This window comes from Streptomyces xylophagus, assembly GCF_000716435.1.
GTDB lineage: Bacteria > Actinomycetota > Actinomycetes > Streptomycetales > Streptomycetaceae > Streptomyces > Streptomyces xylophagus.
The window spans coordinates 30,471-52,678 of the sequence record NZ_JNWO01000039.1; the positions used below are offsets into that span (position 1 = coordinate 30,471).

22 protein-coding genes are annotated in these 22,208 nt (G+C 69.3%); 6 read left to right on the forward strand and 16 right to left on the reverse strand.

Annotated features, from left to right (window positions below; genetic code table 11):
* Positions 1–71: 71 nt before the first annotated feature.
* Positions 72–818 carry an SDR family oxidoreductase gene (locus tag OO70_RS46370; protein ID WP_106971897.1) on the forward strand — a complete coding sequence of 249 codons (747 nt, stop codon included), beginning with the start codon at positions 72–74 and terminating at the stop codon, positions 816–818.
* Positions 819–832: 14 nt separating this feature from the next.
* Here the strand turns inward: OO70_RS46370 and OO70_RS46375 are convergent, their stop codons facing one another.
* From OO70_RS46375 to OO70_RS46390, 4 genes are all read right to left on the reverse strand, one after another.
* A complete protein-coding gene (locus tag OO70_RS46375) occupies positions 833–1,699 on the reverse strand; it encodes an arylamine N-acetyltransferase family protein (protein WP_043686353.1) in 867 nt (288 codons plus the stop codon).
* Between the two features lie 54 nt (positions 1,700–1,753).
* A complete protein-coding gene (locus tag OO70_RS46380) occupies positions 1,754–3,658 on the reverse strand; it encodes an FHA domain-containing protein (protein ID WP_051742292.1) in 1,905 nt (634 codons plus the stop codon).
* 143 nt (positions 3,659–3,801) lie between these two features.
* A complete protein-coding gene (locus OO70_RS46385) occupies positions 3,802–5,022 on the reverse strand; it encodes an aminotransferase-like domain-containing protein (RefSeq protein ID WP_043686356.1) in 1,221 nt (406 codons plus the stop codon).
* A gap of 73 nt (positions 5,023–5,095) precedes the next feature.
* The gene (locus tag OO70_RS46390; RefSeq protein ID WP_043686359.1) at positions 5,096–5,998 is read right to left on the reverse strand and encodes an SAM-dependent methyltransferase; all 903 of its coding nucleotides are present in this window, start codon (positions 5,996–5,998) and stop codon (positions 5,096–5,098) included.
* Positions 5,999–6,287: 289 nt separating this feature from the next.
* On the opposite strand from OO70_RS46390, the gene OO70_RS46395 reads away from it, so the two are divergent.
* Entirely contained in the window at positions 6,288–6,482 is a 195-nt protein-coding gene (locus tag OO70_RS46395; RefSeq protein WP_043686362.1) for a hypothetical protein, read from the forward strand.
* 21 nt (positions 6,483–6,503) lie between these two features.
* Here OO70_RS46395 and OO70_RS46400 read toward each other — a convergent pair whose 3' ends face one another.
* The 7 genes from OO70_RS46400 to OO70_RS46430 form a co-directional block, all read right to left on the reverse strand.
* A complete protein-coding gene (locus OO70_RS46400; RefSeq protein WP_043686364.1) occupies positions 6,504–6,878 on the reverse strand; it encodes a DUF805 domain-containing protein in 375 nt (124 codons plus the stop codon).
* A 243-nt stretch (positions 6,879–7,121) separates the two neighbouring features.
* Positions 7,122–8,117, reverse strand: a complete 996-nt coding sequence (hemB, locus tag OO70_RS46405; protein WP_043686367.1) for a porphobilinogen synthase — start codon at positions 8,115–8,117, stop codon at positions 7,122–7,124.
* A 311-nt stretch (positions 8,118–8,428) separates the two neighbouring features.
* Complete coding sequence (locus OO70_RS46410; RefSeq protein ID WP_043686368.1) at positions 8,429–10,132, reverse strand: bifunctional uroporphyrinogen-III C-methyltransferase/uroporphyrinogen-III synthase; 1,704 nt, start codon at positions 10,130–10,132, stop codon at positions 8,429–8,431.
* Positions 10,129–11,088 carry a hydroxymethylbilane synthase gene (gene hemC, locus OO70_RS46415; protein ID WP_043686370.1) on the reverse strand — a complete coding sequence of 320 codons (960 nt, stop codon included), beginning with the start codon at positions 11,086–11,088 and terminating at the stop codon, positions 10,129–10,131. Before hemC ends, OO70_RS46410 begins: the two co-directional genes overlap by 4 nt.
* Positions 11,085–12,797 carry a glutamyl-tRNA reductase gene (locus OO70_RS46420; protein ID WP_043686372.1) on the reverse strand — a complete coding sequence of 571 codons (1,713 nt, stop codon included), beginning with the start codon at positions 12,795–12,797 and terminating at the stop codon, positions 11,085–11,087. The genes hemC and OO70_RS46420 overlap by 4 nt, the downstream gene beginning before the upstream one ends.
* Positions 12,794–13,561, reverse strand: coding sequence for a redox-sensing transcriptional repressor Rex (locus OO70_RS46425; protein ID WP_043686374.1), 768 nt, complete (start codon positions 13,559–13,561; stop codon positions 12,794–12,796). The genes OO70_RS46420 and OO70_RS46425 overlap by 4 nt, the downstream gene beginning before the upstream one ends.
* Before the next feature lie 247 nt (positions 13,562–13,808).
* The gene (locus OO70_RS46430) at positions 13,809–14,048 is read right to left on the reverse strand and encodes a glutaredoxin family protein (protein ID WP_234337102.1); all 240 of its coding nucleotides are present in this window, start codon (positions 14,046–14,048) and stop codon (positions 13,809–13,811) included.
* Between the two features lie 114 nt (positions 14,049–14,162).
* Here OO70_RS46430 and OO70_RS46435 point away from each other — a divergent pair, with 114 nt between their 5' ends.
* The 3 genes from OO70_RS46435 (at position 14,163) to OO70_RS46445 (ending at position 17,647) form a co-directional block, all read left to right on the forward strand.
* Positions 14,163–15,107 carry an HAD family hydrolase gene (locus OO70_RS46435; protein ID WP_043686376.1) on the forward strand — a complete coding sequence of 315 codons (945 nt, stop codon included), beginning with the start codon at positions 14,163–14,165 and terminating at the stop codon, positions 15,105–15,107.
* Positions 15,108–15,422: 315 nt separating this feature from the next.
* Entirely contained in the window at positions 15,423–16,196 is a 774-nt protein-coding gene (locus tag OO70_RS46440) for an ECF subfamily RNA polymerase sigma factor, BldN family (RefSeq protein ID WP_026151088.1), read from the forward strand.
* Between the two features lie 233 nt (positions 16,197–16,429).
* Positions 16,430–17,647, forward strand: coding sequence for a DUF5667 domain-containing protein (locus tag OO70_RS46445; protein WP_043686379.1), 1,218 nt, complete (start codon positions 16,430–16,432; stop codon positions 17,645–17,647).
* Between the two features lie 114 nt (positions 17,648–17,761).
* On the opposite strand, the gene OO70_RS46450 is transcribed toward OO70_RS46445, so the two are convergent.
* The 5 genes from OO70_RS46450 to OO70_RS46465 all read right to left on the reverse strand — a co-directional run bounded on the left by OO70_RS46450 (position 17,762) and on the right by OO70_RS46465 (position 21,480).
* Complete coding sequence (locus OO70_RS46450) at positions 17,762–18,835, reverse strand: lysophospholipid acyltransferase family protein (protein WP_043686382.1); 1,074 nt, start codon at positions 18,833–18,835, stop codon at positions 17,762–17,764.
* A gap of 14 nt (positions 18,836–18,849) precedes the next feature.
* Positions 18,850–19,911, reverse strand: a complete 1,062-nt coding sequence (locus OO70_RS46455; protein ID WP_043686386.1) for an NAD-dependent epimerase/dehydratase family protein — start codon at positions 19,909–19,911, stop codon at positions 18,850–18,852.
* A 191-nt stretch (positions 19,912–20,102) separates the two neighbouring features.
* Positions 20,103–20,201 (reverse strand): 30S ribosomal protein bS22, encoded by a 99-nt coding sequence (locus OO70_RS53270; protein WP_003948845.1) that lies wholly within the window; start codon positions 20,199–20,201, stop codon positions 20,103–20,105.
* 111 nt (positions 20,202–20,312) lie between these two features.
* Positions 20,313–20,525, reverse strand: coding sequence for a helix-turn-helix domain-containing protein (locus OO70_RS46460; RefSeq protein ID WP_004984898.1), 213 nt, complete (start codon positions 20,523–20,525; stop codon positions 20,313–20,315).
* Positions 20,526–20,664: 139 nt separating this feature from the next.
* A complete protein-coding gene (locus OO70_RS46465) occupies positions 20,665–21,480 on the reverse strand; it encodes a phosphatase (protein ID WP_043686416.1) in 816 nt (271 codons plus the stop codon).
* 201 nt (positions 21,481–21,681) lie between these two features.
* On the opposite strand from OO70_RS46465, the gene OO70_RS46470 reads away from it, so the two are divergent.
* Entirely contained in the window at positions 21,682–22,119 is a 438-nt protein-coding gene (locus tag OO70_RS46470; protein WP_043686389.1) for a hypothetical protein, read from the forward strand.
* Positions 22,120–22,208: the final 89 nt, after the last annotated feature.

The window sequence follows — 22,208 nt, forward strand, 5'->3', positions numbered from 1 at the left end:
CGGTGGTGGGGGCGGGCCGCCCGAGGTACGTTCGGAAGGCCCGTCGCATGGGGCGCCCGCGGGAGGCAATGATGAGCGGAAGCGAGCCGACCCACCACCAGGACCTGGCCGACCAGACCGTCGTCGTGATCGGCGCGAGCTCGGGAATCGGACTCGAAACCGCACGTCAGGTCCGCGCCGCCGGTGGCCAGGTGGTCATGGTCGCGCGCGATCCGAAGCGGCTGGAGGCGGCGGCCGAGGAAGTCCGGCCCCGGAGCACCGCCGTCCTCGACGCCACCGACACGGAGCGGCTCCAGCAGTTCTTCGGTGACCTGCCGTACGTGGTCGATCACGTCATCTCGACGGCCGGGGGCCCGTTGTACGCGCCCCTGGCCGACATGGACCTGGCGGAGACCAGCCGGCACTTCGGCGAACGCCTCGCCATGACCCTCGGGATAGCGAAGTACAGCCGGGGCAGAGTCCGGGACGCGGGAACGCTGCTGTTCATCGGCGGTACGGGCGGTCGCCGGCCCGGCATCGGCAGGTCCGTCACCGGGGCGATGACCGCGGCCCTTCCCGCCCTCACCGCGAACCTCGCACTCGAGCTGGCACCGATCCGCGTCAACCTCATCGCCGCCGGGTTCGTCGACACCCCTTTGTCGGCCTCGCTCCTGGGCGACCAGATCGACGCACGGCGGGAAGAGCTCCGCTCCTCGCTCCCCATCCGCCGGGTCGTCGGCCCGGAGGACGTCGCCGCTCTTGCCGTACACATCATGCGCAACGAGGCGCTGACGGGCGCGACGTACGACATCGACGGCGGTCAGCAGTTGCTGTCCTGACCGATGAGGTCACGTCAGCTCAGCAGTGTCATCCCCTCCGGCGCCTCGATCCCGAACTCCACCTCCAGCACCAGCCGCGCGTCCCCCTCGTCCACCAACTCCCGCTCGTGCACCTCGCCGTCGGCCCGTGTGTCGGTCAACTTGCGGCCGTGGAGCAGGAGATGGCGTTCGGGGGTGACACGCTGGACGAAGAGGCGCTGGGTGAAGGGTGAGCGCGGGTTCGTGGCGATGTGCCAGTTGATGACGTCGAAGTCGACGTGCTCGTAGGGCTCCAGGGTGAAGGCGTACTGCGCATCCCAGGAACCCCCGTTCTTGTCCCCGACGTGCGCCTCCAGCACCCACAGCTCCAGCGGCCCCCGGTGCGGCACCTGGACGAACCGGTGCCGGCGCCCCGCGTCCTCGAACTCCGCGCCGACCTTCAACGGCACCGGTTCCAGCAGCGCCCCGATCGCCCCGAACCCGACGTCGGCCAGATACGGCTGCGGGTCGCCCGGTACCTCGACGAGGAGCGTCATATGGGTGCGGGGGCGGGACGCGATATCGGCCGCGCCCACGACGACCCGCGCCGCCAGCAGCGTCACCCCGAAGCCCAGCGCCCTCAGCACGGTCGCCAGCAGCGTGTTCTGCTCGTAGCAGTAGCCGCCGCGCCGGCTGTGCACCAACTTGGCCATCAGGTCCGGGAGTTCGAGGGAGGGGGCCGTACGACGGAGTGCGTCCAGGTTCTCGAAGGGGATGCCTCGCATGTGCGCGAGGTGCACCCCCCGCAGCGTCGCCAGGTCGGGCCGCCGCTCCTCCACCCAACCGATGTGCGCGAGGTAGTCGTCGAGGTCGAGGGCCAGGTCGGGGGCCAGGTCGGGGGCGGAAGCATCGCTGTCGGACATGGCCCCACCCTACGAAATCACCTCACGGAATCACCCGCCGAAACCCTCAGCGGCTCACTGCTGCGTGGCCGGTTCCAGCGCCTCCACCGCCGCTGCCGCCGCCGACGAGTCGGGGCCGTAGAAGATGTCGATGTCGACCTCCTCGCCGCCCATGGTCAGGGTGTCCCAGGCGCCGCTGAGGACGAGCATGCGCAGGGTTCGGGACTCCAGGGTCTGGAGGCGTTCCAGGATCGCCTCGTCGTCCGGCATTCCGGGGAGGCGGGCGGCGAGCCGGTCGCGGATGGCGCCCATGCGTGCCAGCAGGGTCGCGGTGTCCGCCTCGCGGTCGGGTTCCTCGGTGATGCCGTCGATGCCGTGGTCGATGATGTCCTTGATCGCCCAGGTGACGCCCTGGTCGTCGGTGGTGACCATGGCCTTCCAGGCGCGGCTCTTGTGCCGGTACTGGAGCATCGACATGGCGGCCTCGTGCCGTAGGAAGTCGGCGTCCCGGAAGGGGCGGCCGTTCCAGGCGCTGTTGAGGGAGCGGGCCAGTGAAATGGCCGACGCCAGGCCGCTGTTGAGGCCCCGGCCCGGCCAGAAGTGGATGGCGTTGGCCGCGTCGCCGAGGAGAAAGCCGTAGGTGCCGGGGGTGTTGACGGTCGGGGGCAGCAACTCGGCGGAGAAACGCGGGCGTTGCACCATGTCCAGGCGGAAACTGGTGACCGCGGACAGGTCCTGGTCCGAGACGTTGAACAGCCGCAGCCCCTCGTGCACGCGCTTCCACAAGGGCGAACCCTTGATGAGGGCGGGCAGGAACAGCGTGCCGTGGGTGGCGCACTGGAAGTCGCCGTGCTCGTCGCGGTTCATCAGGCAGGGCCGCGAGGCGATGCACTCCTCGAAGACGCGACGCACCGGGTCGATGCCGATGACCTCCGTCAACTCGCTGTCGGTGAGCCGCATGTTGAGGAAGCCCTCGCCGCGCAACGAGTTGAGCAGGAACCGGTTCTGAGCGACCGTCAACAGGATCGCCATGGGGTCGGGCAGTTCCGACTTGACCCTCAGGCCGAGGACCACGTCCCGCAGATGGACGCCGTCGAGGGAGTAGATGGACTCGTCGGCCTTGCCGAACCGGGCCGCGAAGTGCTCCCGCGTGCGCGAGCGTCCGCCGTCGCAGATGGCGAGCACATGCTGCGAGGCGAGTTCGTCCCGCTGGTCCGCCGGGTCGAACTTGGCGGGGATGAGCCGGATCCGGTCCCGCTTCTCGTTCGCCAGCTCCAGCAGCTTGTCCTCGATGTAGGCGATCCGCATGTTGCGCGGATGATGGTCGCCGATCGAGTCGGGGCCCGAGGGCCACATCTCGGTGTAGTGCTCCGGGTCGAAGAGCCGGTCCTGCACGTACTGCGGCCAGGCGAGGTACTGCCGGCTCTGCACGGTCACCACCTGCTGGCGCCGCACATTGCCCTCCTCCTGGCTCTTCCAGACGACGGTCCGGCCGGCCCTGCGCCACCGGCCCTCGTAGACGGTGACCTTCACCTGGGCGCCGAGGAAGTGCTCGAGCAGCAGGGCGGTGGTCAGCCCGACGGGACCCCCGCCCACGACGGTGACGCGCAGCACCGACCCGTCCTCGCCCTCCTCCGGATGGGTCACGGACCGGGGCAGGTTGAGCGCCATCAGGGTCTGCATGGCGTCCGCGACCTCGAAGCGGAACTCCTGGTCGCCGATGGTGATTTCGTCGCCGGGCTGCAGCAGCCGGGACTCCACCTCTTCCCCGTTGACCTCCGTGCCGTTGCTGCTGCCGAGGTCGCTCAGGACGTATCCCGTGTCCTGGTCGAAGACGATCTCCGCGTGGAAGCGGGAGACACTCGGACTGGCGATGACGACCGTGTTCCCCGCGTTGCGTCCGAAGGTGACGCGGGTGTCGACGATCGGGATGCGCTCTCCCGCGAGCAGGCCTTCGCGTCCGACGAGCACCGGTGCCATGGCACTTCCTTCCAGGACTTCCCGGACTACCAGGATTTTCAGGATGTTCAGGGGTGATGACATCAGCAGCGCTGAGACACTTCGACTCTATGCTTGCGTGATCAAGTATTCCAGAGGCCAACTCGACCCGTTACCAAGGGGATTCAGCCGCCCGCCCCGAGTCCGTCCCGCAGCCCCTCCCCCAGCCTCCTGAGCCCCTCCCGGATCTCCTCCGGCGTCTGCGTCACAAAGCACAACCGCATCGTCGACCGGTCGGGCTCCCCCGCGTAGAAGGGCGCCCCCGGCACATAGGCCACGTCCTGCCGCACCACCCGTGACAGCAGTTCCGTCGTGTCGTACGACTCCGGGAGCCGCGCCCACAGGAACATCCCGCCCTCGGGTCGCTCCCAACTGGACCCCTCCGGCAGCGAGTTGGCAAGACCGCCGAGCATGGCGTCACGCCGCTCCCGGTACACACCGGCCACCCGCGCCACATGGGCGTCGAGGTCGTTGTCCGCCAAGTACCGTGCGGCGGCAAGCTGGTTGACGGTCGGGGTGTGCAGGTCGGCGGCCTGTTTGGCGACGACACAGGCCCGCAGCAGCTCGGCCGGCGCGCGCAGCCACCCGAGTCGCAACCCGGGGGCCATCACCTTCGAGAAGGAGCCGAGCAGGACCGTACGGTCCGCCGCGCCCTCCTGCGCGGCGATCCACGGCAACCGCTCGCCCTCGAAACGGAGTTCACCGTACGGATCGTCCTCCACGATCCACAGCCCGCGCCGCGCGGCGACGGCGGCGACCGCGGCCCGGCGGTCGGCGGGCAGGGTGCGGCCGGTGGGGTTCTGAAAGGTCGGCACGGTGTAGAGCAGCTTCGGCCGCTCCCGCACGACCAGTTCGTCCAGCGCCTCCGGGTCCAGCCCGTCGGAGTCGCCGGACACACCGACGACCCGCGCACCGGCGAACGCGAAGACCTGAAGTGCCGCCAGATAACAGGGACTTTCGACCAGGACGACGTCCCCCGGCTCCAGCAGAGCGGTCGCCAGCAGCGAGAGCGCCTGCTGCGATCCGGTGGTGACGAGAAGGTCGTCGACGTCGGTGGCCAGCCCGCGGACGGAGGTCCGCGCGGCGAGCGCGGCCCGAAGCACCGGCTCGCCCTCGGTCGTCGCGTACTGGAGCGCCCGCGCGGGCGTCTCGGTGAGGACCGCCTGGTACGCGGCGGCAATGCCGGTCGCGTCGAAGAGTTCGGGGGCCGGCAGCCCGCCCGCGAAGTTGATCACCTCGGGGCGGGCGGTGACGGCGAGGATGTCCCGCACCGGCGAACCGCCGATGGCGCGGGAGCGGGCGGCGAGCGGGGGCAGGGCGCTGAGGGTCGGCTCGGTGACAGTCATGCCCCGCAGCGTAGGAAGATACCTGCCGCCTACAAACACCTTTCCGCGATCCGGACGGCCTCCACCGGTCTGCTCAGGCCTTCTTGCCGGTCGCCCCATAGACGTTGATGTCGTCGTCCGTCACATCATTGATGTCCCGGTAGGTGATCTTCTCGATGTCGTCGAGACTCTCGAAGTACGCCTGGTCCACCACCGGCGGGGCGGGCGCCGGACCGGGGTACCACTGGTGGGCCGGGACCACGCCGGGCTCGTCCAACGTGATGCCCGGGGTCTCGGTGAAGAACCGCTCGACCTCGTCCTTAGTACGGAACACGAAGGTGAACCCCCGCTCCGTGTACGTCCGTTGGACCGCACGGGTCGGGATCGGATGCATCTCGTCGGTGAGATGACTGAGCACCACGTGGCTGCCGGCGGGCAGCACGTCCACCAGCTCCCGCACCAGCGGGTACGCCTCCTCGTCCTCGACGAAGTGCAGGATCGCCACCAGCAGCAGGGCGATCGGCTCGTTGAAGTCGAGGGTCTTGGCGGCCTGTTCGAGGATGTCGTCCGGGCGGCGCAGGTCGGCGTCGATGTAGTCGGTACGGCCCTCGGGGCTGCTGGTCAGCAGCGCGCGGGCGTGCGCGAGGACCACCGGGTCGTTGTCGACGTAGACGATCCGCGACTCGGGGTCGATGCCCTGGGCGATCTGGTGCACGTTCTCCGCGGTGGGCAGCCCGGTGCCGATGTCGAGGAACTGGCGCACCCCGTGCTCCTGCGACAGCCGGGTGACCGCGCGGCGCATGAAGTCCCGGTTGTGCCGTACGTCGAGATAGCCGCGCGGGTTGGCGGCGAGCGCGGCGGCCGCGGCCTCGCGGTCGACGGGGTAGTTGTCCTTGCCGCCGAGGAAGACGTCGTAGACACGGGCCGGGTGCGCCTTGGTGGTGTCGATCCTCCTTCTCAGCTCGGCGGGGTCTTGGCTGAGGGCGTCACCGGACATGGGCGTCTCCCGGAAGAGTGGGTCGTTCGAAGGACAACCGGAGCAGTGTTCATCAAGTGCAGTGGTCAACAACCTAACTCCCACCGGGACTTGATGGTGCCCAAGTCGGAGGGACGGGCGACGGCCCCCTTCCCGGCGTCCCGCGACGTGCCCGGGAGACCCGGCATCCCCGCAGGTCAGCGCGAGCGGGACGGTCCCGGCGTCCCGAATCCGGTAACAGCCGTAGCGCCCACCCGGCACGACGACCCAAGCTGCACCCGATGACGCTTCGCTTCCACAGGGGAGACCCATGCCGGCCCGCACCACCCGCATCCACACCCGCATCCACACCCGCACCCGCACCCGTATCCGCGTCCGTGTCCTGGCCACCACGACGGCCGTGCTCACCGCGGCACTGCTGCTCTCGGGATGCAAGGACGGCATGGGCGTACGCGACGAAGGCCCGTCGGGCGTGAACCCCACCTCAGCGGGGTCCACGCCCTGACGGGCCTCGGAGCGCGTGCGATCAGACGTGCGCCGGAATCGCGGCGGCTTCCTTCGGGTTCGGGCCGTACGCGTTGGGGCCGGGCGCGCTGTCGGTGCAGTTGAAGACCAGCAGCGTGATCGGGCCGGCGATCGGGACGAGGTAGAAGAACAGCCACCAGCCGGAGTGGCCCGTGTCGTGCAGGCGACGGACGCTGACGCCCAGGCTGGGCAGCAGGGTGCCGAGGTAGTAGACGCCCACGAGGGCGAAGAGGGCCGACGACTGGGCCACCAGGGCGACGACGACCAGCACGAGGGCGATGAGCCCGGAGAACAGGCCGAACAGCCAGTACTCCTTACGACGCGCGCGCCCGCTGAATACCGCGTACTTCTTCAGTGCCTCGATGTACCAGCTCATGGTGTCCCCCAGGGATCGACGTTCGGACCATCCAGAACGGATCAGGCCAGGCGCAGAAGGTAAGGACACTGATGCGGACGCGTCAAATCCATATAAGCGCGGGACACGAGCGGCCCTATCGGGACACAACAGCCCATGACCACCAACGAATTCGAGCCAAGGCCCCTTCACGCCCCCGACCGAGATCGCCCCGACGCCGGAACGATCTCGAAGCGTTGCCGACCGACCGGCGATCGGCGGGCCTCAGTCGCGCAGCTTCTGCGCCGCCTCCACCGCCCAGTACGTCAGGATGTTCCGCGCCCCGGCCCGCTTGATCCCGGTCAGCGTCTCGAAGATCGCGCGGTCCCGGTCGACCCAGCCCTTCTCGGCGGCGGCCTCGACCATCGAGTACTCGCCGGAGATCTGGTAGGCGGCGACGGGCACGTCCGAGACCTCGGCGACCTTGGCCAGGATGTCCAGATAGGGTCCCGCCGGCTTCACCATCACCATGTCGGCGCCCTCCTCCAGGTCGAGCGCCAACTCCCGCAGCGCGTCACGGGCGTTGGCCGGGTCCTGCTGGTACGTCTTACGGTCCCCCTTGAGCGAGGAACCGACGGCCTCGCGGAACGGGCCGAAGAACACGGACGAGTACTTGACGGTGTAGGCGAGGATCGCGACGTCCTCACGCCCGATCTGGTCGAGCGCGTCCCGGACGACCCCGATCTGCCCGTCCATCATCCCGCTCGGCCCCACGACATGGGCCCCCGCGTCGGCCTGCACCTGGGCCATCTCGGCATACCGCTCAAGGGTGGCGTCATTGTCGACGCGCCCGTGCTCATCAAGCACGCCGCAATGCCCGTGGTCGGTGGTCTCGTCGAGACACAGATCGGACATGACGAGGAGTTCGTCCCCGACCTCGGCCCGCACATCGCGAAGGGCGACCTGCAGAATCCCGTCCGGGTCGGTCCCCGCCGTCCCGAGGGCGTCCTTCTTGCTCTCCTCCGGCACCCCGAACAGCATGATCCCGGAGATCCCGGCGGCCACCGCCTCAGCGGCAGCCTTCTTCAGACTGTCCCGCGTGTGCTGCACGACCCCGGGCATCGAGGAGATCGGCACCGGCTCGGACACACCCTCGCGCACGAACGCCGGGAGGATGAAGTCAGCAGGATGCAACCGCGTCTCAGCGACCATGCGCCGCATGACGGGGGTGGTCCGCAGCCGCCGGGGCCGCGAGCCGGGGAAGGATCCGTACGTCGTCATGACATCTACGCTACGCCTGGGGCGGGGGCGCATTTGCCGACGGGGAGTCGGTGATCGGGGCGCGCCAAGTCGGTGCACATCTCGACGCACTTCGTGCACTTTCCAGCCCCGGTCGGCATCATCCAGCCCGTCCGATCCCTTTCCAGCGCACGCCACCACACCCAGCCCATCCGGCGCCCTGCAAACACCGGCCGCTATATCTCAGCCCGTCCGGCGTTTGAGGACGAGGCCCCTTCAGGGCCGAAGCGGGGTGTGGGGGCGCAGCCCCCACGGACCCACGCCCCCACTCACCGCAACCTCACTCCACAACCTCAGGTCGTCCGACGCCGCCGAGCCCCCGGCCGACGCTCACTCGGCCGCGTAACAGGATCGCCCGCCTCCTGAGCCGCCGCGCGCCTCCGCAACCCAAAGTTCGCCAACGCCTCAGCCAACTTCTGCACAGACGGCTCCGGAGCCATCACATCCACCCGCAGCCCATGCTCCTCAGCGGTCTTCGCCGTAGCAGGACCGATGCACGCGATGACCGTGACGTTGTGCGGCTTCCCGGCGATACCCACCAGGTTCCGCACCGTAGAAGACGACGTAAAGAGAACGGCATCAAAGCCACCCCCCTTGATCGCCTCCCGCGTATCCGCAGGCGGCGGCGAGGCCCGCACGGTCCGGTAGGCGGTCACGTCATCGACCTCCCACCCGAGCTCGATGAGCCCGGCGACCAACGTCTCCGTAGCGATGTCCGCACGGGGCAGGAACACCCGGTCGATCGGATCGAAAACGGGGTCGTACGGAGGCCAGTCCTCAAGCAACCCGGCCGCAGACTGCTCCCCGCTCGGCACAAGATCCGGCTTCACGCCGAAGGCAACGAGCGCCTTGGCCGTCTGCTCACCCACAGCAGCAACCTTGATGCCGGCGAACGCCCGCGCATCGAGCCCGTACTCCTCGAACTTCTCCCGCACGGCCTTGACCGCGTTCACCGAGGTGAAGGCGATCCACTCGTACCGCCCGGTCACGAGCCCCTTGACCGCCCGCTCCATCTGCTGAGGCGTCCGCGGCGGCTCGACGGCGATCGTCGGCACCTCGTGCGGCACGGCCCCGTACGAACGCAGCTGGTCGGAGAGCGCAGCCCCCTGCTCCTTCGTACGCGGGACGAGGACCTTCCAGCCGAACAGCGGCTTGGACTCGAACCACGACAACTGGTCGCGCTGGGCGGCGGCGGAACGCTCACCGACCACGGCTATCACCGGCCGGCCACCTTCAGGCGAGGGCAGCACCTTCGCCTGCTTCAGCGTCTGCGCGATGGTGCCGAGCGTCGCGGACCAGGTCCGCTGACGAGTGGTCGTACCAGCCACTGTGACGGTCATGGGCGTATCGGGCTTACGGCCCGCAGCCACCAGCTCGCCGGCGGCCGAAGCCACGGAGTCCAGGGACGTCGACACGACCACCGTGCCGTCCGACGCCCCCACCTCCGTCCAACAGCGGTCCGACGCGGTACGGGCGTCGACGAACCGGACGTCCGCACCCTGCGCGTCCCGCAGCGGGACACCGGCGTACGCGGGGACGCCGACGGCCGCGGCGACACCGGGGACGACCTCGAAAGGCACACCCGCGGCGACGCAGGCGAGCATTTCCTCGGCGGCGTACGTATCTAGTCCGGGGTCCCCGGACACCGCACGCACGACCCGCCTGCCGCCCCTCGCGGCCTCCATGACAAGATGTGCCGCATCCCGCACAGCGGGTAGGCCAACGGTTGTTGACGCACCGTCAACAACCGTTAGTTGAGGCGTGCCTGTGCCCGGGAACGAGTCCGAAGAGGGACTCGGATCCGGATGCACGACGGCAACGCCGGGTCGGGCGTGCGGACGTACGACGTCGAGCACCTCGTGCTCGGCGACGAGGACGTCCGCGTTCGCCAGCGCCTCTACGGCGCGCAGTGTGAGCAGTCCCGGATCTCCGGGTCCGGCACCCAGGAAGGTGACGTGCCCGTGTTCAGGACCGGCGGGAAGAGTGGTGGGGCTCACTTGGCTTGCTCCCCCATCAGACCGGCCGCGCCCTGGGCAAGCATCTCGGCGGCGAGTTCGCGACCGAGCGCCAGTGCTTGGTCATGCGTCTCGGGCACGGGACCGGTGGTGGACAGCTGCACCGTACGCGAACCGTCGGTCGTGCCGACTATCCCGCGCAGGCGCATTTCCTTGACAATCTGCCCGTCGGCCAGAAGGTCGGCCAGCGCGCCCACAGGGGCGGAGCAGCCGGCCTCCAGGGCGGCGAGCAGGGACCGTTCGGCGGTCACGGCGACCCGCGTGAACGGGTCGTCGAGCTCACCGAGCGCCGCGATGAGGTCCGCGTTGTCCGCGGCACACTCGATCGCCAGGGCCCCCTGGCCGGGGGCGGGCAAAACCGTGTCGACCGACAGGAAGTCGGTCACTTCGTCGAGCCGGCCGATCCGGCTCAGTCCGGCGGCGGCCAGGACTACGGCGTCCAGCTCACCGTCCCGTATGAAGCCGATCCGGGTGTCGATGTTCCCGCGGATCGGGACCGTCTCGATGTCGAGGCCGTGGCTGCGCGCGTACGCGTTCAGCTGGGCCGTGCGGCGCGGGGAGCCCGTACCGATGCGTGCCCCGCGGGGCAGGTCGGTGAACTTCAGGGCGTCCCGGGCGACGAGCACGTCCCTCGGGTCCTCGCGCTCCGGGACGGCGGCGAGCGCCAGTTCCGGGTGCTGCGCGGTCGGCAGGTCCTTCAGCGAATGAACCGCGAAGTCGACCTCACCGCCGAGCAGCGCGTCGCGCAGCGCGGTCACGAAGACTCCCGTGCCGCCGATCTGCGCGAGGTGTTCGCGGGAGGTGTCGCCGTAGGTGGTGATCTCGACGAGCTCGACGGGCCGTCCGGTCACCTGGCTCACGGCGTCCGCCACCAACCCGGACTGGGCCAGGGCGAGTCTGCTTCGCCTCGTCCCCAGTCTCAGTGTCTTGCTACTCATGCGAGCCCTCGGTTCTTGCTGTTCTCGTTCTCAGAGTCTTCTTCGGCCCGGGAGACGGAGGCCACCGTCTCCTGGTCGAGGTCGAACAGGGTGCGCAGCGCGTCCGCGTACCCGGCGCCGCCGGGCTCGGCCGCGAGCTGCTTGACCCGTACGGTCGGCGCGTGCAGCAGCTTGTCGACGACCCGTCGTACGGTCTGCGTGATCTCGGCGCGGTGCTTGTCGTCGAGGCCGGGCAGCCGTCCGTCGAGCCGGGCGATCTCGCCCGCCACGACCTCGGCGGCCATGGCGCGCAGGGCGACCACGGTCGGCGTGATGTGCGCGGCCCGCTGGGCTGCCCCGAAGGCCGCGACCTCGTCGGAGACGATACGCCGGACCGCGTCCACGTCCGCCGCCATCGGTGCGTCCGCCGAGGCCTCGGCGAGCGACTCGATGTCCACCAGCCGCACCCCGGCCAGCCGGTGCACGGCCGCGTCGACGTCACGCGGCATCGCGAGGTCGAGGAACGACAACACCGGCGCGGGGCGCGGGATCTGGGCGACGGGCTCGGGCCTGCGCCGCTCGGGAATGCGTCCGACGGTCGCGGCCATGGCGGCGAGTTCGGCGATGGTCTCCGCCTCGGCCTCGGGCGTACGCCGGGCCGCCTCACGCCGGTCAAGGGCGGTACCCCCGGCCCAGGCCGCGTGCTGCTCGAGCGTCGCCGCGTCCATCCCGGCCACGGCGGCCTCCCCCATCACGGAGAAGCCGGTCGCCCCCTGCACCGCGGAAAGGTCCAGCGGACAGCCGTCCTCGGCCCCGACGGAGGTCGGCGGAAGCGTTTCGCGTACGTCGTCCTTCACCGCCGTCCGACCGACCGTCGCGTCCTGCGACACCCGGCCCTCGACCGCTCCGGCGACCGTCTCGGCCGCCAGGACCAGCCCCGTCGCGCCCGTGCAGGACACGGCCACATCGGCACGTGTCAGCTCGAACGGCACCGAATCCATCGGTACCGCGCGGGCCGACACGTCCGTTTCGGGGCTCTCGGTGATGATCTGGGCGAGGCGCTCGGCGCGGTCGGACGTGCGGTTGGCGACGACGATCTCGGCGACCCCGGCGCGGGCGAGGGTCGCGGCGGCCAGCGACGACATGGAGCCGGCGCCGATCACCAGGGCGCGTTTCCCCTTCGCCCAGGCCTCAACTGCCGTACCGGAAGAGAGCTGTTGAAGGCCGAAGGTGACCAGGGACTGGCCCGCACGGTCGATGCCGGTCTCGGAGTGGGCGCGCTTGCCGACTCTGAGGGCCTGCTGGAACAGCTCGTTCAACAGCCGCCCGGCGGAGTGCAGTTCCTGCGCCTTGGCCAGCGAGTCCTTGATCTGGCCGAGGATCTGGCCCTCGCCGACCACCATCGAGTCGAGACCGCAGGCCACCGAGAAGAGGTGGTGGACGGCCCGGTCCTCGTAGTGCACGTAGAGATAAGGAGTGAGCTCGTCCAGGCCGACCCCGCTGTGCTGGGCCAGCAGCGTGGACAACTCGGCGACACCCGCGTGGAACTTGTCCACGTCGGCGTAGAGCTCGATGCGGTTGCAGGTGGCCAACACCGCGGCCTCGGCGGCCGGTTCGGCGGCGACCGTGTCCTGGAGAAGCTTGAACTGGGCGTCCGCGTTCAGCGTCGCCCGCTCCAGGACACTGACCGGCGCGCTGCGATGGCTCAGCCCGACGACGAGGAGACTCATGCCGGCATCACGGCGGGGACGTCCCCGTCAGGGCCCTGCTCGGCGGAGTCGCCCCGGTGCGCGGCGGCCGCGTGCGCGCCGTCGGCTGCCGCCGCGGCCTCCTCGCCGGCCTTGCGCTGCTCGTGGAAGGCGAGGATCTGCAGCTCGATGGAGAGGTCGACCTTGCGGACGTCGACGCCGTCCGGGACGGTCAGCACGGTCGGCGCGAAGTTCAGGATGGACGTGACACCGGCGGCCACGAGCCGGTCGCAGACCGGCTGGGCGGCACCGGCGGGGGTGGCGATGACGCCGATGGAGACGCCGTTGTCGCTGACGATCTTCTCGAGCTCGTCCGAGTGCTGCACCGGGATGCCCGCGACGGGCTTGCCGGCCATCGCCGGGTCGGCGTCGATGAGGGCGGCGACGCGGAAGCCGCGGGAGGCGAACCCGCCGTAGTTGGCGAGGGCGGCGCCGAGGTTTCCGATGCCGACGATCACGACCGGCCAGTCCTGGGTCAGGCCCAGTTCGCGGGAGATCTGGTAGACGAGGTACTCGACGTCGTAGCCCACACCGCGGGTGCCGTAGGAACCGAGGTAGGAGAAGTCCTTGCGCAGCTTCGCGGAGTTGACCCCGGCGGCGGCCGCGAGCTCCTCGGAGGAGACCGTGGGTACCGAGCGCTCCGAGAGTCCGGTCAGCGCGCGGAGGTACAGCGGGAGACGGGCGACGGTGGCCTCGGGAATCCCTCGGCTACGGCTCGCCGGTCGGTGAGTTCGGCCAGTTGCCACGGTGCTCCTGCGGGTAGAGCGGGGCTGTGGGCGGTCACACGTACCCAGACCGCCCCGTCGGAAGCAGGCTATGTCTTTGTGAACGCGTGCACAAAGATGGTGTCCGATTTGCCCGGCCAACGTGACCGGGGTCACGCACACGCGTCCCAGGCGCATTCCAGGGGGCAAAACCGCCACACTCCTCGTAATTCCCGCCCCCGAGACCAAACCGCCGTCGATCCTAAGCGACGTTCCGGTGCGCGTTGAACTACTTGGTCAGTTCCCGGCGCAACCGCCCCTCGTCCACCCGCCAGAACGTGTGTTGTTTGCCATCGACGAGAACGACCGGAATCTGCTCCCAGTACTCGTCGTGGAGACGCTGGTCCTCGGTGATGTCCTTCTGTTCCCAGGGGACTCCGAGGTCGGCGCACACCTTCTCGACGACGAGCTGCGCGTCCTCGCACAGATGACAGCCGGGCTTCTGGATGAGGGTGACGAGATGACTCATGCGCACCATTCTCACGCCGTCCGAGGACTTCTTTAACGGCCCGGTCGCGGAGAGTTCACAGCCTCCGAACCTCTCGGCTCCGGAACCACCGAACAAACTGGCTATGCTCACGACATGGCCGCTCTCGGATGGCTCACTCCCCGTAGGCGCTCCGCCACGGCGCGCAGTGTGTTGGCAGGCGAGGCCTCTGCGGAGGCAGCGCGCAAGTCGTCGCAGGACGTCCAGGACATACAGGACGCCGATGCGCTCTCCAAAGACGCGCAGGAACCGGAGTTCCCTGTCCTCGGCGACGACAGAGCCGCGGCCTTCTTCGACCTCGACAACACCGTCATGCAGGGCGCGTCGATCTTCCACTTCGGCCGCGGCCTGCACAAACGGAAGTTCTTCGAGACCCGCGACCTCCTCAAGTTCGCCTGGCAGCAGGCGTGGTTCAGGCTCGCCGGCTCCGAGGACCCCGAGCACATGCAGGAGGCGCGCGACTCCGCGCTGTCCATCGTCAAGGGCCACCGCGTCGCCGAACTCCAGTCGATCGGCGAGGAGATCTACGACGAGTACATGGCCGAGCGCATCTGGCCCGGCACCCGCGCCCTCGCCGAGGCGCACCTCGCCGCGGGTCAGAAGGTGTGGCTCGTCACAGCCGCCCCGGTGGAGATCGCCAATGTGATCGCCCGCCGCCTCGGCCTCACCGGCGCGCTCGGCACGGTCGCCGAGTCCGTCGACGGCGTCTACACCGGCAAGTTGGTCGGCGAACCGCTGCACGGCCCCGCGAAGGCGGAGGCCGTAAGGGCGTTGGCGGCGGCGGAGGGCCTGGACCTGTCCCGCTGCGCCGCGTACAGCGACTCGCACAACGACATCCCGATGCTCTCGCTGGTCGGCCACCCCTACGCCATCAACCCGGACTCCAAGCTGCGCAAGCACGCGCGCGAGCTGGACTGGCGGCTGCGCGACTACCGAACGGCCCGCAAGGCGGCCAAGGTCGGCATCCCGGCGGCGGCAGGCGTGGGCGCGGTGGCCGGTGGCACGGCCGCGGCGATCGCATTGCACCGCCGACGCCGGTGACGCGGTAAACACAGCCAATCCACGGGTCGTACCCGCGTAACCCCCTGTCCAGTCACGTTGGCTGCACACGGCCACAACACGCCCCGGTCCCTGACTGAATTCGGACCGTTCTGATCAACAACCGGTCACTCTGCGGTACTTGATCGGGCGTCAACCGGTTACAGAAGCGACGTAATCGATGATTTGAGCAACTGGGTGTAGCAGTGCCTGCACGAAGCGTTATTCTCCTCAGACGCAATCCGGTACCCCTCCGTCGCTACGACGGGTGAATGTTCCGGTACTGCACGTGATGGAAGCTCTGCCTCTGGGAGTCCCGTGTACCCACACGTCGGGGTTGACGCCTCGGGCCTGGCTACGCTGCGCGCAACGGTCCAAGACCTGTTGCGCGGCTTCGTCCCCACCGCGTACGCCGTCCCCGCCGCCTTCGCCACCACCGCACCCGTCGGTCCGTGCTACGCACTGGCCGACGGTGGCGCCGCGGTGGGCAGACGAGGGCGCTCGGCCGGCGCCGCCACCGCACGCCGTCCGGCCGCTGACAGCGACAGCGCCCGGATGATGGACCTCGTGGAGCGTGCCCAGGCCGGCGAAGCCGACGCCTTCGGCCGCCTCTACGACCAGTACAGCGACACTGTGTACCGGTACATCTACTACCGAGTGGGAGGCAAAGCCACCGCCGAGGACCTCACCAGCGAGACCTTTCTGCGCGCCCTGCGCCGCATCGGCACGTTCACCTATCAGGGTCGGGATTTCGGCGCCTGGCTCGTGACGATCGCCCGCAACCTGGTCGCCGACCACTTCAAGTCGAGCCGCTTCCGGCTGGAAGTGACCACCGGCGAGATGCTCGACGCCAACGAGGTCGAGCGCTCCCCCGAGGACTCCGTCCTGGAGTCCCTGTCGAACGCGGCCCTGCTCGACGCCGTACGACGGCTCAACCCCCAGCAGCAGGAGTGCGTCACGCTCCGCTTCCTGCAGGGCCTCTCCGTCGCGGAGACCGCCCGGGTGATGGGCAAGAACGAGGGTGCGATCAAGACCCTCCAGTACCGGGCCGTGCGCACTCTCGCGCGGCTCCTCCCGGACGACGCCCGCTGACGGCACACGTTCGGTAGCGCCCAACTCGCGCTCAGTGAAAGTCCGTTGAGTTCGCGGTCGGATCATCCGTCGTCCGTAACCCAAGTGCCGCGCCACTCGTTGTGCGGGATACAGGCTCCCTGTGGTCACGACCTGACCCACCCCGATCACTCGATCGTGTGGATGCGGTCAGGCTGTGCAACCCTCAGGACCCCCTGGGGAGTCGACCGTCATGACGAGAGGAGGTGCCGCCAGTGATCGCGAACGTATCGGCGCACCGGCGGGCGAACGCCTTCGCCCAGGCCCTGGATGAGGAGCAGTCCGACCGGGGTACGGCGGCCGAGCAGTCCGAAGGACCGGCCCCGGCCCCGACTGCTGCGGAACAGACCGAGCAGGGCCGCATGCTGGCCTTCGCCACCGGTCTCGGCGAGCTGCCCAAACCCGTACTGGACCCCGAGGTCAAGGTCGTCCAGCGGGCCCAGCTGGTCGCCGCGTTCGAGGCCATGCTGCAAGGCGAGGCACCAGAACCTTCGGTACCGGAGCAGCGTTCCCACCGGTCCCGGGGCGCTCACCGGGCCACCGGTCTGGGCAAGCTGCGACCGCGGTCCCGGCTCAGCAAGGGCCTCGCGGCCGGCGGCCTGAGTGTCGGGGTCGCCGCGGGTGCCTTCGGCGGAGTGGCCGCGGCGAGCTCGGGTGCCCTGCCCGGCGACTCGCTCTACGGCCTGAAGCGCGGCATCGAGGACTTCAAGCTCAACTACCTGTCCGACGGCGACGACCAGCGCGGTGTGGCCTACCTCGACCAGGCGTCCAACCGCCTGAGCGAGGCACGCCGGCTGATCGAGCGGGACCGCGGCGGCCACCTCGACCACGAGCAGCTCGGCGAGATCCGCCGCACGCTGTCCGGGATGACGCACGACGCGTCCGAGGGCCACCGCCTGCTGCACGAGGCGTACGAGCAGGACCCGAACTCGCTGGGCCCCATCCAGGCCCTCTCCGCGTTCTCCCGCTCGCACCGCGAGGCCTGGGGCGCCCTGCGCGACCGCCTCCCCGTCCAGCTCGGCGACGTCAGCGACCAGGTCTCCTCGGTCTTCGACGCCATAGACGAAGAGGTCGCCCCGCTCCAGTCCCTGCTCCCCCAGCCTCCGGCGAAGACCAGCGGCGGTGGAACAGGCAAACACCGCGCTCCCGGTACGACGTCCACGGGCGGCTCGACGGGCTCCCACCGCTCGACGCCCCCGAGCACGACCGACGGCTCCGCGGAGACCGGCCACTCCAGCACCCCCAGCGAGTCCACCACCGGCGACGGCCTCCTCGACGGCAACACGGGCGGCCTCCTGGACCCCCCGAAGTCCTCGGGCACGGCGTCCCCGTCCACGAGCAAGCCCTCGATCACAGAACCGGACGTCACACTGCCGCCGCTGCTCCCGGGGTTGCTGCCGGGCTTGGGCATCGACAGCGAGGACGCGAACTAGCAGTACGTAAAGGCAAGTTGGGGCGCCCCTCTAGCGAGGGGCGCCCATCGTCTTTGCTTTTAGGGGCGCGGGGAACTGCGCGACAAGCCCCCACCGGCCCGCAGCCAAAAAACTCTAGAAGAACACCGACCGCCGCTGCACCAGCAACTTGTACAGCGTGTGCTGGATCTGCTCCCTCACCTGGTCCGTGAGGTTGAACATCAGCATCGGGTCCTCGGCCGCCTCCGGCGGGTAGCCGTCCGTGGGGATCGGCTCGCCGAACTGGATGGTCCACTTCGTGGGGAGCGGGATCGCGCCCAACGGGCCCAGCCAGGGGAACGTGGGCGTGATCGGGAAGTACGGGAAGCCCAGGATGCGGGCCAGGGTCTTCGAGTTGCCGATCATCGGGTAGATCTCCTCCGCGCCCACGATCGAGCACGGGATGATCGGCGTGCCCTGGCGCAGGGCCGTGGAGACGAAGCCGCCCCGGCCGAACCGCTGGAGCTTGTAGCGCTCGCTGAACGGCTTGCCGATGCCCTTGAAGCCCTCCGGCATCACACCGACAAGTTCGCCGCGCGCGAGCAGGCGCTCGGCGTCCTCCGCGCAGGCGAGCGTGTGACCGGCCTTGCGGGCGAGTTCGTTGACCACCGGCAGCATGAAGACGAGGTCCGCCGCGAGGAGGCGGAGGTGACGGGCCGCGGGGTGGTTGTCGTGGACGGCGATCTGCATCATCACGCCGTCCAGCGGCAGCGTCCCGGAGTGGTTGGCGACGATCAGCGCGCCGCCCTCCGCCGGGATGTTCTCGATGCCCTTGACCTCGACCCGGAAGTACTTCTCGTACACCGGGCGCAGCGCCGGCATCAGGACCTCGTCGGTGAGCTCCTCGTCGTAGCCGAAGTCGTCGACGTCGTAGTCCCCGGTCAGCCGGCGGCGCAGGAAGGACAGGCCGTGGGCGATACGGCGCTCCAGGCCGCTCTGCCCGCCCTGGCCGACCTCGTCGTCCGGGGCCTGCTCCGGCTCCTGCTCCTCACGCGTCACAGGAACATCATCCTGCGCGAAGTGCTGGCCGGGCAGGGGCTGGACCTCACGGACCAGCGCGGGCTCGCCGTTCTTGCGTCGGTTCCCCGCGCTCCGGCGCCGCTGCGGCCGCTGCACGTTGTTCGCACGGGACCGGTCGTCGTCGAACGGAATGACCTTGGCATCCGCCATCGTTGATGCGCTCCTCAGTTGGCGCTCGGCGTCGGGGGGTGGCCACTGCCCGGCCGGGACAGCGCGGCGATCCGGTCGACGGCCCCCGCGAGGACCTGCGGCGGCAGCAGCCCCGGGCCCTGGCTGCGCGCGAAGTCCGCGAAGGTCTCGGCGGTCGTGTACTTCGGCCCGTACCCCAGCGTCTCGCGCATCTGGACCGTCGAGACGACCCGGCCGTGGGTGAGCAACCGGATCTGTTCGGGGGAGAAGTCCGTCATCCCCAGCGTACGCACCAGGGAACCGGCCCAGGTGACCGCGGGAAGCAGCAGCGGCACCGTCGGGCGGCCCAGGCGCCGCGAGCACTGGGAGAGCAACAGGACGCCGTCCCCGGCGATGTTGAAGGTGCCGCTGTTGAGCGTGCCCCGCTCCGGGTCGTGCGAGGCGATCCGCAACACCTCGATCACATCGTCCTCGTGGACGAACTGCAGCCGCGGGTCGTAGCCGAACACCGTCGGCAGGACCGGCAGCGAGAAGTACGACGCGAGCGGCGAATCCGCCGTAGGACCAAGGATGTTGGCGAACCGCAGCACGCACACCGCGACGTCGGGCCGGCGGCGGGCGAAGCCGCGCACATATCCCTCGACCTCGACGGTGTCCTTCGCGAAGCCGCCGCTCGGCAGGGACTTCGGCGGGGTGCCCTCGGTGAAGACGGCCGGGTCGCGCGGTGCCGAGCCGTAGACGTTCGTACTGGACTTCACCACCAGCCGCTTCACCACCGGCGACTTCTGGCAGGCGCCGAGGAGCTGCATGGTGCCGATGACGTTGGTCTCCTTGACCGTGGTCCGGCTGCCGCTGCCCAGCGCGGTGCCCGTCACGTCCATGTGGACGACCGTGTCGGCGCCCGACTCGGCGAGCACGCGCGCGATGGTGGGCTGCCGGATGTCGGCCTGGATGAACTCCGCGCCCCCGAGATGGTGCCCGGGCACGACCGCGTCCACGGCGATCACCCGGTCGACCTCCGGGTCACGCTGAATGCGTCGTACGAACCGGCCCCCCAACTGACGGGCCGCTCCGGTCACGAGCACGACCTTCCCCAAGATCAGCGCCTTCCTTTTGAGTTACCCGTATGCGGCCAACCTAGCGGTTGGGTGTTGCGCTGTGATGACCGCCTGACGCACGAGAACCCGAGTACCCACATTCGGCACATGACACGGACACGGGCATAACTGTGGCCCCCCACCGAATTCGGTGGGGGGCCACAGGAGACGCTCTCGCGGCGCTGCGTCGCCTACTTCTTGTTGCGACGCTGAACGCGCGTGCGCTTCAGCAGCTTGCGGTGCTTCTTCTTAGCCATCCGCTTGCGCCGCTTCTTGATAACAGAGCCCACGACTACCCTCGCTCACTTCTCATCACTCGGTGCTGGGCATCATGGGCCCATACGACCTACAAGGGGCCAGCCTACCCGTCCGAGCGCTGAGGTCGTAATCGAGGGATCGCCTCAGGCTGTCTCCACCCCCACATAACTCTCGCGAAGGTACTCGTGTACCGCTTGCTCGGGGACGCGGAAGGACCGCCCCACCCGGATAGCGGGCAGATGACCGCTGTGCACCAACCGGTACACGGTCATCTTCGACACTCGCATCACCGAGGCGACCTCCGCCACGGTAAGGAACTGAACCTCGTTCAGAGGCCTCTCGCCAGCTGCAGCCATGACACACCTGAACCTTCCGCACTCGACGGTCACCGGCTTCCCCTTCCGGTGACTCTTCGTCGTTGCGTGCTCACTCCCCAATGTAGGGGCGTGTGATGCGAGTGGGGAAGAGGTGCACCCATCGGCGACCATCGGCGGCCTACTGTGACAGACACGCTCGATTGAGTACGTAGCGGGTAAGCGGCCGGTAGTAATCGGACCGCACGGCGTCATCAAGTGGAACGACGACGGACACCGACCCCTCGGCCTCCCCCACGAACAGCGCGGGGTCGTCGGTATCCGCCAGCCCAATGGCCTCAAACCCCAGCTGACCTGCTCCGCAGACCCATCCGTGGTCCCCGATCACCAGCTCCGGAAGCACCCCGCCGGCCTCCGCCGCCGCACCCAGCACGGTACGAACCGGGAGCGGTGAGTGCGTGTGTGCGCCGGGCTCACAACCGGGGCGTTCGGGGCCCGGATCGCGGACGAGCGCGACACCTCGTACGTAGGCAAGGTTGTAGGTGCGTAGACCGAACCGGGTCGTTATGTCGACACAGCGACCATGCGCAGGGGTGAGAACAGCACACCCCGCCGCCGACAGCGCGTCCGCCAACGCGGCGTAGAACCCGAGCAGTCGATGCGGATGCCCGGTACCGAGGAGCACGGGCCCGCTGCGCTGCGCTACCGCGCCCAACCGGTCGGCGAAGGCATCCAGAGCGGTCAACGTCCGCTCAGGATCGATCACATCATGCCCGGAAGTGTGCGAGGGATCGGCCGAAACCCCACACTTATCCGCCATCAACTCGATCAAGTCCCGCTGTCCCCACGTCCATTCGGGATCGAGTCCGATCAGCACCCGGGGATCACGGGCAGCAAAGGCCCGATAACTCCGCAGGCTCTCCTCCCGCGAGGTCGCCACGGGTCCGGCCAGCCGAGCGGCCAGCAGATGCGCGCGAAGCGCGCCGGTGGTCAACACGGGAGCGATGGTGACGGACCCCGGCACCGTGCACTGCGGAAATGCGGGAAACACCGCACCGTTGGCGTAACACCGGTGACAGGACAGTGACAAAAGCGACCACAACTGTCGTACGGGTTCCCGGGTCTCATCTTGCGTGGACGGAACGACCAACCGTCCCAAGCGAGTTGACCAACGCGTCATCAACTGGGGGAACACATCATGATCAAGCTGTCCCGTCGCACCACGACCGCTGCCGCACTCACCGTCCTGGCGCTCGGCGGCACGGTCGCCGCCACGGCTCCGGCCTCGGCGGCCACCACCAGGGCGGCAGCCGCCGCCACCTACAACGGCGTCTGCGGCACCGGCTACAAGGTCATCGACTCCACGCCGGTCGGCAACGTCGGCAAGGTCTTCCTGACCTGGAACGAGTCCACCGGCAAGAACTGCGCCGTGACCATCCGCAACACCCCCGGCGCCAAGATCTACATGGCCGTCGAACTCAACGTCAGTTCCGACCACGAGAGCACCCCGGTCCGCGACAACGGCCAGTACACGTCGTACGCCGGCCCCGTCTACATCAACGGCCGCGGCCACTGCGCCGAGTGGTACGGCACCATCGGCTCGGCCTCGGGCGGCGACGCCGGCCACTGCGGCTGACCCACCGGGCCAAGCATCCAACGCCGGACGGGCACATCCAGCCCGTCCGGCGTTTGGGCTGGTGAGCCAGCACGCCGACGGCGCCGAGT